The sequence below is a fragment of the Bacillus sp. 22446 genome, from assembly GCF_052044955.1.
Lineage (GTDB): Bacteria > Bacillota > Bacilli > Bacillales > Bacillaceae > Bacillus > Bacillus altitudinis.
Genome location: NZ_JBQEOD010000003.1, coordinates 316,661 through 331,306 on the forward strand (window position 1 = coordinate 316,661; position 14,646 = coordinate 331,306).

The window sequence follows — 14,646 nt, forward strand, 5'->3', positions numbered from 1 at the left end:
AGGCTTTTTTGACCTACTGTCTCTAGATGACGTAAACAAAAAGACGCAGTTCCCTGCGCCTTTTTTCAATTAAGATGAGGCAAGCTCCTTCACAATATCAATAGGGGCTTTGCCGTCAATTCCATGAATCACATTATGAATGGCTCGTTTCAGCATAAGATCTCTTGTCGTTTCAGTAGCGGAACCGATATGCGGGGCAAGTGTGACATTGTCCATCTCTTTGAAAGGATGATCTTCCTGAAGCGGTTCTTGCTCATACACATCCAGACCAGCTCCTTTAATCCACCCTTCCTGCAGTGCTTGAATGAGGCTTTTCTCATCGACGGTTTTTCCGCGGGAGATGTTCACGAATAAAGCTGTCGGCTTCATTAATTTCAATTCCCGTTCTCCTATCATATGGTATGTCTCATCCGTCAGTGGTGTGATTAACACAATGATATCAGCTTGCTTCAGCAAGTCATCCAGTGCACAATATACAGCGCCATATGCCGATTCGGCTTTCTCGTTCCGGCTCCGGTTGTGATAGAGGACGTTCATATCAAAACCATGAGCGGCTCGTTTGGCTACTTGCTCACCGATTCGTCCCATCCCAATGATCCCAAGCGTTTGATGATGGACGTCAATGCCGAATATATCTTCTTCTTGAACAAATTTTGTCCATTTTCCCTTGCGGATAAAACGATCAAGCTCGGCAATTCTCCTCGCAGAAGAGAGAATGAGCGAAAAGGCAAGATCAGCAACGGTATGATCGAGTGTATAAGGTGTGTGCGTACCAATCACGCCTCTTTGTCTCATGGCTTCTAGATCAAAATTGTCATAGCCGACTGAATTATTGCTCACCACCTTGAGTTGGGGTGCATGATCTAATAAATCTTGATCAATTTTCGTACCAGATGTTAAAAGGCCATCAGCCTTCTGCAGCTTCTCAAATAATAGATCTCTTGGGATCGGATCCTTTGACTGCCATACCTCATATGTACAATGTTCTTTTAACATGTCTTCAAAAGCGGCAGGTAAGGGTTTGGCGACAAAAATATGTGGTTTCATCATCAACTCGCTCCTTTCACATGGTCATCTTTCTCTTTTTATTATAAAGCAACCATTTTGGCAGTACACGTTTGAATATGAGCTGCTCAATATTTAATATACTGAAATAACTGAAAAGGAGAGATTTTTATAGTGAAAGAGTAAATGACATGGCCATCTGATGTCTTTTTATGATGTAGAAAAACGAGTGATTAGTAGATGAGTCATAGAAAAACGCTAGATATTTCGAGAGATAATCTGACAAACTGGAAAAAAGATCGAGACTTTTTGATAGAAAATTTATTATATTTGCAGTGTATTAAACGGGATGGTCATTTTCTACTAAACCTTTTCATCGTCTTTTGGTGAAATGAGAGCCATCGTTTGTAAGCAAAAGCCGCATATCCCCTGTGCTGAAGCGGAACAAAGAGCAAAATAGAGAAAATGCTTACATATTCTCTCATCGTTTTCTCATTTTTTTCTTTTTTTTCTATCATTTTTCTTCTCTATGCTTGAGAACACACAAGGGAAAAGGAGGTCAGGTAAGGCGTTACAATCACTTAAAAAAGATAGGAGATGACAGGATGGATTCAACATTAGAACAGATTCTTCAGCATAATGCAGATTTTGTGAAAGAGAGACAGTATGAGCCTTTCAAGGCGGGAAAATTTCCTGAGAAGAAATTGGTTATATTAACTTGTATGGACACACGCCTGTTGGAATTATTACCCCAATCCATGGGGCTTCGTAACGGTGATGCGAAGATCATTAAAAATGCAGGAGCCATCGTCACACATCCATTTGGCAGTGTCATGCGGAGTATTTTACTAGCCATTTATGAGCTGAAAGCAGAGGAAGTATGCATTGTCGGACATCATGAATGCGGAATGGCAGGCCTTGCGGCAGACCCTTTACTTGAAAAGGCAAAAGCACGGGGAATTGAGGAAAAGTGTTTGAGCATTGTGAAAAGCGCAGGTGTCGATTTAAAGGGCTGGCTGACAGGCTTTGATTCAGTGGAAGAGAGCGTATCTCAAAGTGTGAAATTAGTCAAAGAGCACCCGCTCATGCCAAGTGATGTAGCTGTTCATGGACTAGTGATTCATCCGGCAACAGGAAAGCTGGATGTCGTTATAAAAGATAAACAGATCGATCCGCAATATACCTAAATCATCTTCACATACTTGAAGGAGGCCAACACATACCATGCGTTTTTATGGAAGATTTGAAGGTTATGATTCATCAAAGTTTAGACGCGATTTAATCGCTGGGCTTGTCGTGGGCGTTGTGGCAATTCCTTTAGGCATGGCTTTTGCCATTGCATCTGGTGTCGGACCAGAATACGGATTGTACACAGTCATCGTTGCCGGCATTTTGATTTCATTGTTTGGTGGTTCAAAGTATCAGATCGGCGGACCGACCGGGGCATTTGTTCCAATTTTATTCGGGATCGTCAGCCAGTACGGTATCGAAAACTTACTCATTGCTGGTTTTATGGCAGGCTGTATGCTTGTCTTATTCGGAATATTCAAACTAGGGAAGCTCATGAAATTTATTCCTCGTCCGGTTATCATCGGCTTTACTGCCGGCATTGCTGTCATTATTTTTTCAGGACAGATTGCCAACTTCCTCGGATTAAAGGGTGTTGAAAAGCATGAAAGCTTTTTCCTCAATATGAGAGAAATCGTGGTCCATCTCGGTACCGCAAACAGTCTCGCCATTCTCACAGCGATTGTTGGGCTCATCGTGATTTTGGCGGCACAAAAATACATTCCCAAAATACCTGGTGCTCTATTAGGTCTACTCGTTTCAACATTTATAGCTGTTCTCTTTTTTCAAGGACAAGTTGAAACCATCGGCTCTGCATATGGTGAAATCCCTCGTCAGCTGCCAACTTTCGCTTTTCCTGAATTAACGATTGAAAAAATAATTTATCTGCTGCCGCCGGCTATTGTCATTGCGCTTTTGGGCGGCGTGGAGTCGATCTTGTCAGCTATGGTTGCTGATAATATGAAAGGCTCAAAGCATGACAGCAACAAGGAGCTTGTCGGGCAAGGAATTGCCAATATGGCGGCACCGCTTTTCGGAGGGATCCCAGCGACTGGAGCGATTGCTCGTACGGCAACAAACATTAAAAATGGTGGAGCAAGCCCCATTTCAGGAGTTGTGCATGGTGTCGTCGTCTTGCTCATCTTAATGTTATTTGCACCATATGCATCGATGATTCCGCTTGCTGCCATGGCACCGATTTTGATGTTTGTGGCGTGGAATATGAGTGAGAAAAAAGAGTTTATCAATATTGTCAAAGTCAAAAATGCGGATTCCCTTGTGCTCGTCGTGACCTTCCTGCTAACGGTCATCGGTGATTTGATTATTGGCGTGACTGCAGGTCTCATTTTAGCGTTTATCGCCTTTATCAAAAAAATGAGCCAGACAACGAATATCCACACAAATGTCGCTGTTCCTCAAATCGACACGGCGGCTGCCTTAGAAAGGGAGACCGATCAGAAAGGGATTAGTATGTATTCGATTGAAGGGCCACTCTTTTTCGGTACAACCGATTCATTGGAAAATTCGATTTTGGATCATGTTCAGACAAAGCCGAAAACACTCATTTTGCTTATGAACAAAGTGAATTATATGGACACCTCAGCAGAAGCGGTTCTGATGAACATTTCCAATCGATTAAAGCATCACGATGGAAAATTGATGATTGTAGGGCTTCAATCACAGCCAAAAGAGCTTTTGCATCGTACCGGTCTTTTCCATCACATTGGAAAGCAGCATTTCTTTGAACGAACGGATGATATTTCACCACAGCAGCTATAAAAGGCTAAAAAAAGCACGTGACATGTCGGTCACGTGCTTTTTACCTGCTCTTTTTCACTAGAAAACCGTTGTGTGAGTTTCTGTTGATGGGAAGAGAAGATCTCTTCTACTGTTACATCATAGAGATCAGCTAGAACAAGTAGATTTCCTAAGACATCTCCCATTTCTTCAATAAGGTCCTTTCTTAACGCGGCGTCCTCCTGTGTTTTCTCATCAGGTCGATCGCGTCCAATTTCGACCGCCCTGACTGCGCGAGCGAGTTCACCTGTTTCTTCCATCAGGAAACCTAACCTGATAAACGGCCCGTATTCTGTCCAATTTCTCATTTTGTAGAAATCTTTGATCCATTTTTCCATTTCAGTTGTTTGCATTCTCTTTATACAGCTCCTTATATGGTGTTCACCTTCTGATTTTACACTATATATAGATGGAGCGGCTGTTTCTTTACAATGAATTATAGTAGAATGAGTGGGGGAAGAAATCATAGAGAGAGATGGAGCTGTTTTGATGAAAACGATTTGTGTGTTTGCTGGTTCGAATCCAGGTGTGAATGACCTCTACAAACAAAAAGCTGTCGAGCTAGGGGCTTATATGGCAGAGCAAGGAATCCGTCTTGTATACGGAGGCTCACGAATTGGCTTAATGGGCGCTATAGCGGATGAGGTATTAAAAAACGGCGGGCAAGTGATCGGAGTCATGCCAAAAGGGCTTTTTAGAGGAGAGGTTGTGCATCAAGAGCTCACTGAACTCATTGAAGTCAAAGGAATGCATGAACGAAAAGCGAAAATGAGCGAGCTGGCCGATGGGTTTATTGCCATGCCAGGTGGTTTTGGTACATATGAAGAATTATTTGAGGTGCTATGTTGGGCGCAAATTGGCATCCATCAAAAGCCAATCGGATTGTATCAAGTGAATGACTATTTCAATCCGCTCATAGACATGGTGAAGTTTAGTGTACAGGAAGGTTTTTCGAATGAATCACACCTTCAATTACTACATGCCTCTGGAGAACCGGAAGAATTGATTTCACAGATGGCTTCTTATCAAACACCAACTCTTCAACAGAAATGGACGGAGCTGTCTTAAAATAGATGCATAACAAAAAACCGTCTGTTCAAAGAGCAGACGGTTTGTTTTGTGATTATTTTTGTTCTTCTGTATTACGGGTCAAGACTTTGTCAATGAGTCCGTATTGAAGTGCTTCTTCCGCTGTTTTGAAGTTGTCACGATCTGTATCGCGCTCAATGACTTCAATTGGCTGACCAGTACGTTCAGCAAGTACTTGGTTCAGTTTATCGCGTAAAGAAAGGATTCGTTTTGCCGCAATTTCAATTTCTGTTGCTTGACCTTGCGCACCACCTAGTGGTTGGTGAATCATCACTTCACTATTTGGAAGGGCATAACGCTTACCTTTTTCACCAGCAGCAAGCAGGAACGCACCCATAGATGCAGCCATACCAATACAAATAGTTGATACCTTTGGTTTAATAAATTGCATCGTATCATAAATGGCCATACCAGCTGTGATCGAACCGCCAGGGCTGTTAATGTAGATAGAGATATCTTTTTCTGGATCCTCGGCTTCTAAGAAGAGAAGCTGTGATACGATGGAGTTGGCAACATTGTCATCGATCGCAGAACCAAGCATGATAATACGGTCTTTTAAAAGACGAGAATAAATGTCGTAAGCTCTTTCCCCACGATTTGTTTGCTCAATGACTGTAGGTATTAAATTCATAATGTTCCTCCTTCACCTTTTAGGTAAGTATGTAATTCAATGATACATTTTTGGTCAATAAAGGTCAAACAAAATGCTGACCTAAAATCAAATACCCCTATCCATTTTCCCCAAAACTCTTCCACTTCAAACCATCATATGAGTATATGTATGGGAATGAAGAAAATGCATCGACAGGGATAGTGATTAATCATTGCTTTCTTGCAGCATTTCCCTTATAATTTGATGTGCTGACGTTCAAAAAACAAATCGTGCGCTCGTAGCTCAGTTGGATAGAGCGGTGGTTTCCGGTACCACGTCTGCCGGGGGTTCGAATCCCTCCGAGCGCGTCTTGAGTATCCGATGGATTATTTATGAAAGAACTTGAAAACCCTTTGAAATCAAGGGTTTTTTTGTTTTTTTATGAGTGGTATTTTGTGAGTAAATTGAGAGGAACTTCACTATTTATTAGAGAGTTCATTTTGTATCGAAAAACACAGATTAATATTGTTAAAAAGACAAATTTTCTTGATGATAGACAATCAAGTAAACTTAATCTATTATTGGAGTATAAAGTCAGTTCATCAATATTCTCAAAGCTTGTTCAACGAAAAGGGCAGAATTCATTCATAAGGAGGCACTAATGAATTGTGAAAGTGTTTTACATCAAATTGAAGTAGCTGTTAAAACATTGATAAAAATAGTAAGGCAATTAGAAGAAACTGATTTACAAAAAAGACCAACACCTCATAAGCAGTCTATCGGAGAGTTGCTGGAACACATTGCGATCATTTGTGAAGCTGACTGGCGTATTGCGAATGAGGCGACCCAAGAAGAGATGGAAACATTTTATGCTAATGTATCATATAAAACTGTAAAGTCGATAGAAAAAGGCTTAATGACTAATTTCCATTCATTAAAAAATCATTATATGAAATTATCGGACACAGAACTACTGTCTCGTACCACTTCCTATTGGGGTGTGACATATACAAGGTATGAATGGTTGTTAGAGATATTAGCACATGTTTATCATCATAGGGGGCAAGTACACGCTATGCTTGTTCACTGTTACGATAAAGACCCTAAAATTTCTATGTTTGAATAACTGTCCTCAATTCAAATAACCATCCATCGTGTTGGTTCAAGTAATGTCAATTATACGTTCTTCGAGTTCATGCTCGACCTAGTTCACGATAGAACAAGGTCTCTCAAACCCTTCTTCATTAAGAGAGGGGTTTTTGTGTGGCGTTCACTTCTAAAACTTTACATCTATACCAAACTATTTATGCTATAATTAATAATCATTCTCAATTAAAGGTGGTTTCGTAAGTGAAAAAAATGATTTGGCTTATGAGTCTGCTGGCAGTATTGTTGGTGGCTTGCGGGCAGAAAGACAATAAAGAACAAGAATCAAATACTCGTACATATACAACTGAAACGGGTGAAAAGATCACCATTCCTGACAAGCCGAAACGAATTGTTGTGTTAACAGCACAGCTTGGAAATTTTAAAAAGTTAGGTGTGACACCTGTTGGCATGACAGATGTTTATCCTAAATCATCCTTTTTAGATGAAACAGGTGTGAAGAGGGTGCCGATAGAAAATGTGGAGGCAATCGCCAAACTGAAGCCTGATCTCATCATTGCTTATTCACAAAATGATCAAGTTGAAAAATATAAAAAGATCGCAAAAACAATCACTTTCACAACAAGTGAACATAGCTTTAAAGAGATGCATATTGAAATCGGAAAGATTCTTGGAAAAGAATCGTTAGCCAAAAAACAAATACAAGAAATGGACGAGCAGCTGAAAAAAGACGGCAAAGAGGTCAAAGCAAAAATTGGTGAAGACAAGACGTTCTCCATTATGGATGTGCAGCCTAAGCAGGTGTACTTATTTGGTACAGACTTTGGCCGCGGTGGGGAGGTCATCTATCAAGGGTATGGATTTAGCCTGCCTGAAAAAGCGGATAAGGCTCTTCCGAAAGAAGGGTATCTCGGTATTTCATTAGAAGAGATGAATGAGTATACAGGTGACTATTTACTTGTACCAACAAAGGATGGAAAAGCACCTAATCTAGATATCACAGGCAGCGGTGTATGGAAGAAGAATAAAGCAGTGAAACAAGGACATGTTTTATCCTATTCAATCAATGAATTTATCTATGCTGATCCAATCTCAATTGAAAAACAGTCTGCTACGTTTAAACAAATGCTACTTAAAAATTAATAAAAAGAAGACAAAGCACTTAAACAGGAGGCTTTGTCTTTTTTTCTGCTATCCTCTTAAAATACTAGCCATAAGACTCATTTCTGCCCTTTTCAGGCGTATTTGTTGAGCCCGATCACTGTATAAGATTAACATGGAAGGGAATTGACAATAAGGAGAGGATTCTTGTGGCGAAGGTTTTAATGATTACGTTCCCAGCTGAAGGACATGTGAACCCAATGTTAGGAATGATAAGAGCATTTGTTGATCGAGGTGATGAAGTGCATGTGGTCACAACTGAACATTATCAAAAGCGGATCAAACGCTTAGGCGCTCACATACATATACATCCAGATTATATTCGCACATTAAGTGTCGAAGAAAGCGATTTAGAGTCCATGCAGCCATTTTTCCATGCCATGCTACAAACGTCATTAGACATTTTAGAAGTGGTGGAAACTCTTTCTCAACAGCATTCATTTGATTTGGTCTATTTTGATATGTTTGGAGCAGGTGAGCTTGTGCGGGATTACTTACAGATTCCAGGCATCGGTTCGAATCCTTCTTTTGTGCTGCAAGAGGCACATTTTGATACACCTCTATACAGAAAAGATGAGAAGGCGGCTCATCTGTTAGAAGAAATACATGAACGTTTTGGCGTTCAGCCAAAGCATTTGATGCAATTCATGAAAAACCGTGGAGAGCTGAATATGGTGTATACAAGTGAATATTTTCAGCCGTCTGTTGATGCATTGGATGATTCGTTTGTTTTCATTGGACCGAGCTTTCTAAAACGTGCTGACCAGCACGATTTCCCGTTAGAAACGCTTGAGCGAGAGAAGGTCGTCTTTATTTCAATGGGAACGGTTCTTGGAGATACTGAAGCATTCTTTAATATGTGTATTGATGCCTTTGCCGACTTTGATGGAAAAGTGATTCTCGCAACTGGTGAAAAAATCGACATGTCTCTCCTAAAAGAAGCGCCATCTCATTTTCTCATCGAGCCTTATGTGCCGCAGCTTGAAGTCCTTGAACTGACAGATGTGTTTGTGACTCACGGCGGGATGAACAGTGTCAATGAAGGTATTCATTATCATGTTCCGATGGTTGTCATTCCGGTTGACAAAGATCAGCCGATGGTGGCAAAAAGACTGACGGATCTCTCTGCTGCTCGTGCACTCGATAAAGACCAGCTGACAGCAAAGCAGTTGAGAGATACTGTAGAAAGTGTACTGGGAAGTGACACGTACCGTGCTGGAATTGAAAAGATTGAAGAAAGTTTCCAAACAGCAGGTGGAACAGAAAAAGCATTACGTGTCATTGATCAGTTTATGCAAGCGAAACAGACTCAATCATGAGTCTCTCAGCGTGTAGACAAACCCTCGAATTCGCCCGCAGGTCTGTGCGCTGGTGCTCGCCCTTCCTAGACTGCAAAGGTTTTCTTTCACGCTGAAAAGAAGACAAAGAGCTAAAATAAAGATCATTTTAGCTCTTTGTCAACAACCTGACAGACTCAATCATGAGTCTGTTTTTTCGGTGAAAAAAGACATTGTATTTCCCAGATCTGTATGCTAATATTCAATTCGTAATCATTTCGATTAATAATCGTAATGATTACGATAAAATGAACATTTGGGGGAAGTACATATGAATCATCAACCTGTTTACATAAAGAAAAAGGACGAGAAAAAGCAGTCCTTTGTGACATATACCTTGATGCTGTTTTCAGTCATGGCTTGTTTTCTATTGGCATCTTGTTCTGAAAATAAGACCTCTTCCAGTTTAAGTGGAAGAGAAGATGATGAACTGGTGTATGCAAGTACAAAAGATATAAGAGACATTAATCCCCATCTATATGGCGGGGAGATGGCCGCTCAAAATATGGTGTTTGAATCGCTTGTTGTGAATACGGAAAAAGGCATTCAACCTGCCCTGGCCCAAAGCTGGGATATTTCTAAAGATGGAAAAACCTACACATTTCATCTTCGAGAAAACGTGACTTTTTCAGATGGTGAGCCATTTAATGCGAAGGCTGTCAAAATGAATATTGATGCAGTTGTCAAAAATATTGAAAAAAATGCTTGGCTCAATCTCGTGTCAGAAATTAAATCCACAAAGGCTGTAGATGAACATACATTTGTTCTCACATTGAAGGAGCCCTATTATCCAACATTAGAAGAACTTGGTTTAACACGTCCATTCCGTTTTATTTCTCCCAAAAGCTTTATTGATGGCACCACATCAAAAGGCGTCAAAGGTTATGCAGGTACAGGTCCTTATGTGTTAAAGGAACATAAGAAAAATCAATATGCCATTTTTGAAGTGAATCATCACTATTGGGGAAAGAAGCCAAAGATTTCAACAGTGAAATGGAAGGTCATGCCGGATCACCAAACGATTTTACTCGCTCTGCAAAAAGGGGAGATCGACCTCTTATTTGGAGCTGATGGTGACATGATCGACGGAGATTCATTTCAGGCTTTAAAAGAAGCTGGTCAATATGGGGTAACCGTGAGTCCTCCTGTTGGATCAAGATCTATTGTGATCAACTCCAATCAACCAATAACACAAGATCCAAAAGTAAGAGAAGCATTTCAATATGCCATTCAAAAAGAGATGATTACAGAAGGGATTTTAAATGGAACTGAACAGGTGGCACATACACTGCTCGCCCCATCAGTCCCTTACGCAGATATTCCGCTTAAAAAGAAAACCTATCAAAAAAAGAAAGCAGTGGCATTATTAGATGAGGCAGGCTGGAAGCTAAAAGAAGACGGCTATCGCTATCAAAAAGACAAGCCGCTCAGCGTGACCATTTATTATAATTCGGATAATGCAGGTGAAAGAACGATTAGTGAATCGATTCAGCAGGACTTCAAGCAGGTTGGAATCAAGCTGGATATTAGAGGTGAAGAAAAACAGGCATTTTTAGATCGTCAAAAAACAGGAAAGTTTGATCTTATGTACTCTCTATCTTGGGGACTTCCTTATGACCCTCAAACATACGTCTCTTCATTCCGTGTTGCATCCCATGCTGATTATCAAGCTCAGTTAGGATTGAAAAAGAAAAAGTGGCTGGATGAGACCATTACGAAAGTATTGGTGGAGCCGGATGAGCAAAAGAGGGCACAAATGTACCGAGATATTTTGACGTATATTCATGATGAAAATGTGTATATCCCTATTTCCTATTCTGTGACAAAGGCCGTTTATAATAAGCGCCTCAAAGGTGTAGATTTTTATGTATCTCAGTATGAAATTCCCTTTGATCGAATGTATTTTTCGTCATAAATCGGAGGCTGAGACATGACACGCTATATCATAAAACGATTATTGCTTCTTTTGCCGCTCATTGTATTCATTACGTTTTTTGCGTTTGTGCTACTTGCGATGCGTGCGAGTGATCCAGCTGAGGTCGCTTTACGTGTGAACCAAGTAACCCCAACGGAAGAGATGGTTGAATCTATGCGTCAAGAGCTAGGCTTAGATCAACCTTTTTTCATACGCTATGTCACATGGCTTAAAGACGGATTAACAGGTGATTTTGGCAGTAGTTATGTCACACATGAGCCTGTACTTGACCTGATGATGGAGGCACTTCCTGCGACTTTACAGCTTGCAGGGATGTCCCTTTTGTTTATTATTGTGCTGAGTTTGTTATTCGGAATGGTGTGTGCATATGCGGCACATACATGGTTGGATCGAATCGTGAGAGCATTTGTGTTTATTGCAGCTTCCATGCCTAGTTTTTGGTTGGGCATTTTATTTATCTGGCTTTTTTCAGTCAAATTTAACTGGGTCAACACGAGTGGAATGGAAGGGTTTAAATCGCTTCTTTTGCCAGCGATGACTCTATCGTTTGGCTACTTATCGACCTATGTGAGACTCATTCGAAATCAAATCCTAAAGTTTCAGCACGAGCCCTTTGTTTTTTATGCAAGAGCTCGTGGTTTAAAGGAACGAACCATTCAATTGAAGGTGATGAGACATGCCCTTCAACTAGCGGTAACAGCACTCGGTATGTCAATACCAAAGCTCATTGCAGGAACCGTCATTATTGAAAATCTCTTTGCTTGGCCAGGGGTTGGCCGTTTGTGTGTAACAGCTATTTTTCACGCCGATTTCCCTATGATTCAAGCCTATTTGTTTGTGATGGGAATTCTATTCGTTGTGTGCAACCTTATCGCGGACGTCATACAAATGATCATGAATCCGCAGTTGCGAAAGGAGGTCTGAGAACTTTGCCCGGATGGAATCGATTAAGAAAAGATCGCATAGCCATTCTGTCTATTTGGTTTTTGGCACTTGTCACATTAGCTGGGCTGTTTGCACCAGTGCTAGCGCCACATGATCCAACTGACACGAATATTCTTCAAAAATATGCCGGTGTGAGTCTAACATATCCGCTCGGAACGGATCAGCTGGGGAGATGCGTATTGTCGCGGCTCTTATATGGTATTCGGACAACGATGCTTGCTGCCGTGCTGACAATGTGTATCACGATGCTCATTGGCACGATACTTGGACTCATGGCTGGTTTTTTTAGAGGGAAAGTTGATGGAGCTCTAATGAGAATATGTGATGTCATGCTGTCATTTCCAGCAGAGGTGATGATTTTGGCCGTTGTGGGCATTATGGGACCTGGGCTTTTCAATATTATTTTGGCCAATGTCCTTGCAAAATGGGCTTGGTATACAAGGATGATTCGTTCGTCAGTCCTGCAATATACGAATGAACCATCTGTTCAGTTTGCGAAAGTATCTGGGGGTTCACCTTTTTATATCCTTCGAAAACATCTATTTCCTCGCATCTCAGGAGAGATTGCTGTCTTTGCTACACTTGACGCAGGCTGGGTCATTTTAAATATTTCTGCTCTGTCTTTTCTTGGATTAGGTGTGAGTGCACCTACACCGGAATGGGGCATGATGCTCAACGAGGCGAAGAATGTCATGGTGACGCACCCGGCTCACATGCTCCCGCCTGGACTTGCGATCTTATTTGTGGTCATGGCACTGAATTTTTTAGGAGACAGTCTTCAGCAGGTCATGAACCCTGCCATGCACCTTACCAACAAAAAAGGGGGGAGACGGTTTGCCTTTCATCGAGATAAAAAATCTGTCCGTACATGATCCGATTCAACAAAAGGATTTAGTGGCAAATATCACGTTTACATTACATAGACAACGTTGTTTAGGCGTTATTGGAGAAAGTGGAAGCGGAAAATCAACCGTTGCAAAAGCATTAATTGGCCTTATCCCTCCTTCGCTAGAGATGATTGGGAGCATTTTGTTTGACGGTGAAAAATTGACAAGTCAGACTTCACAGCAGTGGAGAGGAAAGCGAATTGGCTACATTCCACAAGATGCTATGAATGCGTTCAATCCAATTGAAACAATTGGTCATCAAATACTTGAAACGTTCCAGCGGCATTTGGGTTTACGTGGAAAAGAAGGGACAGCACATGCGATCACTGGGCTAGAACGTGTCCATTTAAACAATCCGCATATGTTAATGAAAAAATATCCTCATGAGCTGTCGGGAGGAATGCTTCAACGTGTCGTGATTGCCATTACGATCATGCTTTCTCCTGACGTGATCATTGCCGATGAGCCTACAGCATCATTAGATGCATATAACCGGCGCGAAGTCATCACACAATTACAGAGGCTGAAAGAAGAAACAGGAGCTGCCTTGATCATCATTTCGCATGATTTAGGCGTCGTTCAGGCAATCGCTGATGAATTGTTGGTGATGCACCAAGGGAAGATGCTTGAGCATCGTCATGCAAAAGAGATATTTACATCACCTGAGCATCCTCAAACGAGGCATTTACTAGAAACGAGGCTTCGCTTATCGGCACCCCTTGAAGCACTGAGGCAGCAGAAGAGAGTGAGGGCATTCCCATGCTGATCACAGCAAATCAACTACTTAAACATGGAGAAGATAAAGGGCGCTTTTTTCATAAAGAGGAATCCATAGCACGCATAGCTCAGGTTTCATTTCAGGTTGGAGAAGGTGAATGTGTCGGGTTAGTCGGTGAGAGCGGTAGTGGTAAAAGTACAATAGCACGTACGCTGCTTGGTTTAGAAACATTAGACGGCGGAGAGATAAAGATAGATGGATGGCCAGCTCATACATGGCGTAAGATGAACCGGGGGGAAATGAGTGTTGTTTTTCAGGATTATCTATCTTCTGTCCATCCTTCCTTTACAGTGAAAGAGATCATAGCAGAACCCATGCAAATAATAAAGCGAAACATGAATGTGAACCAAAAAGTGTTGTCCCTGCTCAAGCAAGTAAGACTTCCATCGTCTTTGCTAAATCAATATGCTCATCAGCTAAGCGGCGGTCAGCTCCAGCGTGTATGCATAGCAAGAGCCATATCGACGAATCCAGCCATTCTCATCTTAGATGAAGTCCTTAGCTCACTTGACGTTTCTGTCCAAGTTCAAATATTGGAGCTTCTTGAGACATTAAAGCAAGAGTTAGATATGACCATTCTCATGATTACCCATGATCTAGAGGCAGCCGTTTATTTATGTGATCGACTTCTTTTTTTACATGAGGGAAAACTTGTGGAAGAATGTAAAAGTGACCAGCTGTTTGAAGCGACTCATCCATTTACGCTCAAGCTAATAGACTCACTCATGCCTTTTCAGCTTGACAAAAAATAACCAATCTTTTATCGTATACGTAACAAATGACGGAAGGGTGACCCAATGCAATGAAGTACTAATCCTATGACCTGTAAGCAAAATGAAAGAACGAAGGCAGTGAGCAAACGATATGTGTTGCTATGTTTGCTGCGTTTTCATTTTTTAGCTTCGGAATAGGATGGTACAGCTTGGGAATCAAAGATTGAAGTG

14 protein-coding genes and 1 tRNA gene are annotated in these 14,646 nt (G+C 41.3%); 12 read left to right on the forward strand and 3 right to left on the reverse strand.

The genetic code is table 11. The annotated features are described in order from the left end of the window. Positions 1 to 69: 69 nt before the first annotated feature. Positions 70 to 1,047 (reverse strand): 2-hydroxyacid dehydrogenase, encoded by a 978-nt coding sequence (locus ACTJJD_RS08885; RefSeq protein WP_241215623.1) that lies wholly within the window; start codon positions 1,045 to 1,047, stop codon positions 70 to 72. Between the two features lie 563 nt (positions 1,048 to 1,610). Between ACTJJD_RS08885 and ACTJJD_RS08890 the strand changes: the two genes are divergently transcribed. Beyond that, positions 1,611 to 2,192, forward strand: a complete 582-nt coding sequence (locus tag ACTJJD_RS08890; protein ID WP_024719876.1) for a beta-class carbonic anhydrase — start codon at positions 1,611 to 1,613, stop codon at positions 2,190 to 2,192. Positions 2,193 to 2,229: 37 nt separating this feature from the next. Then, a complete protein-coding gene (locus ACTJJD_RS08895) occupies positions 2,230 to 3,852 on the forward strand; it encodes a SulP family inorganic anion transporter (protein ID WP_440608311.1) in 1,623 nt (540 codons plus the stop codon). A 29-nt stretch (positions 3,853 to 3,881) separates the two neighbouring features. Here the strand turns inward: ACTJJD_RS08895 and ACTJJD_RS08900 are convergent, their stop codons facing one another. Continuing rightward, on the reverse strand, positions 3,882 to 4,223 hold the full coding sequence (locus ACTJJD_RS08900) for a MazG nucleotide pyrophosphohydrolase domain-containing protein (RefSeq protein WP_047945650.1): 342 nt from the start codon (positions 4,221 to 4,223) through the stop codon (positions 3,882 to 3,884). A gap of 136 nt (positions 4,224 to 4,359) precedes the next feature. Here ACTJJD_RS08900 and ACTJJD_RS08905 point away from each other — a divergent pair, with 136 nt between their 5' ends. Next, a complete protein-coding gene (locus ACTJJD_RS08905) occupies positions 4,360 to 4,938 on the forward strand; it encodes a TIGR00730 family Rossman fold protein (protein WP_440608312.1) in 579 nt (192 codons plus the stop codon). Positions 4,939 to 4,993: 55 nt separating this feature from the next. On the opposite strand, the gene clpP is transcribed toward ACTJJD_RS08905, so the two are convergent. Beyond that, on the reverse strand, positions 4,994 to 5,590 hold the full coding sequence (clpP, locus tag ACTJJD_RS08910; protein WP_007500118.1) for an ATP-dependent Clp endopeptidase proteolytic subunit ClpP: 597 nt from the start codon (positions 5,588 to 5,590) through the stop codon (positions 4,994 to 4,996). Positions 5,591 to 5,843: 253 nt separating this feature from the next. Between clpP and ACTJJD_RS08915 the strand changes: the two genes are divergently transcribed. The 9 genes from ACTJJD_RS08915 to ACTJJD_RS08955 all read left to right on the forward strand — a co-directional run bounded on the left by ACTJJD_RS08915 (position 5,844) and on the right by ACTJJD_RS08955 (position 14,454). Beyond that, positions 5,844 to 5,919, forward strand: a tRNA-Arg gene (locus tag ACTJJD_RS08915). Positions 5,920 to 6,212: 293 nt separating this feature from the next. Further along, the gene (locus ACTJJD_RS08920) at positions 6,213 to 6,677 is read left to right on the forward strand and encodes a DinB family protein (protein ID WP_050826635.1); all 465 of its coding nucleotides are present in this window, start codon (positions 6,213 to 6,215) and stop codon (positions 6,675 to 6,677) included. A 233-nt stretch (positions 6,678 to 6,910) separates the two neighbouring features. Beyond that, positions 6,911 to 7,801: an ABC transporter substrate-binding protein gene (locus tag ACTJJD_RS08925; RefSeq protein WP_073413322.1), complete on the forward strand. Its 891-nt coding sequence runs from the start codon at positions 6,911 to 6,913 to the stop codon at positions 7,799 to 7,801. A gap of 167 nt (positions 7,802 to 7,968) precedes the next feature. Continuing rightward, entirely contained in the window at positions 7,969 to 9,138 is a 1,170-nt protein-coding gene (locus ACTJJD_RS08930) for a macrolide family glycosyltransferase (protein ID WP_317328060.1), read from the forward strand. Between the two features lie 289 nt (positions 9,139 to 9,427). Continuing rightward, entirely contained in the window at positions 9,428 to 11,071 is a 1,644-nt protein-coding gene (gene nikA, locus ACTJJD_RS08935) for a nickel ABC transporter substrate-binding protein (RefSeq protein WP_342494302.1), read from the forward strand. Positions 11,072 to 11,086: 15 nt separating this feature from the next. Beyond that, positions 11,087 to 12,016 carry a nickel/cobalt ABC transporter permease gene (opp1B, locus tag ACTJJD_RS08940; protein ID WP_017368098.1) on the forward strand — a complete coding sequence of 310 codons (930 nt, stop codon included), beginning with the start codon at positions 11,087 to 11,089 and terminating at the stop codon, positions 12,014 to 12,016. 5 nt (positions 12,017 to 12,021) lie between these two features. Further along, positions 12,022 to 12,909: a nickel/cobalt ABC transporter permease gene (gene opp1C, locus ACTJJD_RS08945; RefSeq protein WP_073412772.1), complete on the forward strand. Its 888-nt coding sequence runs from the start codon at positions 12,022 to 12,024 to the stop codon at positions 12,907 to 12,909. Beyond that, on the forward strand, positions 12,872 to 13,690 hold the full coding sequence (locus ACTJJD_RS08950) for an ABC transporter ATP-binding protein (RefSeq protein WP_272511146.1): 819 nt from the start codon (positions 12,872 to 12,874) through the stop codon (positions 13,688 to 13,690). Before opp1C ends, ACTJJD_RS08950 begins: the two co-directional genes overlap by 38 nt. Further along, positions 13,684 to 14,454 carry an ABC transporter ATP-binding protein gene (locus tag ACTJJD_RS08955; RefSeq protein ID WP_073412768.1) on the forward strand — a complete coding sequence of 257 codons (771 nt, stop codon included), beginning with the start codon at positions 13,684 to 13,686 and terminating at the stop codon, positions 14,452 to 14,454. The genes ACTJJD_RS08950 and ACTJJD_RS08955 overlap by 7 nt, the downstream gene beginning before the upstream one ends. Positions 14,455 to 14,646 lie beyond the last annotated feature (192 nt).

Bases quoted from the DNA above. Each gene is read 5' to 3' on its own strand.
- opp1B (WP_017368098.1), top strand. From the start codon at position 11,087: ATGACACGCTATATCATAAAACGATTATTGCTTCTTTTGCCGCTCATT.
- clpP (WP_007500118.1), bottom strand. From the start codon at position 5,590: ATGAATTTAATACCTACAGTCATTGAGCAAACAAATCGTGGGGAAAGA.
- ACTJJD_RS08890 (WP_024719876.1), top strand. From the start codon at position 1,611: ATGGATTCAACATTAGAACAGATTCTTCAGCATAATGCAGATTTTGTG.
- ACTJJD_RS08955 (WP_073412768.1), top strand. From the start codon at position 13,684: ATGCTGATCACAGCAAATCAACTACTTAAACATGGAGAAGATAAAGGG.
- nikA (WP_342494302.1), top strand. From the start codon at position 9,428: ATGAATCATCAACCTGTTTACATAAAGAAAAAGGACGAGAAAAAGCAG.
- ACTJJD_RS08895 (WP_440608311.1), top strand. From the start codon at position 2,230: ATGCGTTTTTATGGAAGATTTGAAGGTTATGATTCATCAAAGTTTAGA.
- ACTJJD_RS08900 (WP_047945650.1), bottom strand. From the start codon at position 4,223: ATGCAAACAACTGAAATGGAAAAATGGATCAAAGATTTCTACAAAATG.
- ACTJJD_RS08925 (WP_073413322.1), top strand. From the start codon at position 6,911: ATGATTTGGCTTATGAGTCTGCTGGCAGTATTGTTGGTGGCTTGCGGG.
- ACTJJD_RS08920 (WP_050826635.1), top strand. From the start codon at position 6,213: ATGAATTGTGAAAGTGTTTTACATCAAATTGAAGTAGCTGTTAAAACA.
- ACTJJD_RS08905 (WP_440608312.1), top strand. From the start codon at position 4,360: ATGAAAACGATTTGTGTGTTTGCTGGTTCGAATCCAGGTGTGAATGAC.
- ACTJJD_RS08885 (WP_241215623.1), bottom strand. From the start codon at position 1,047: ATGAAACCACATATTTTTGTCGCCAAACCCTTACCTGCCGCTTTTGAA.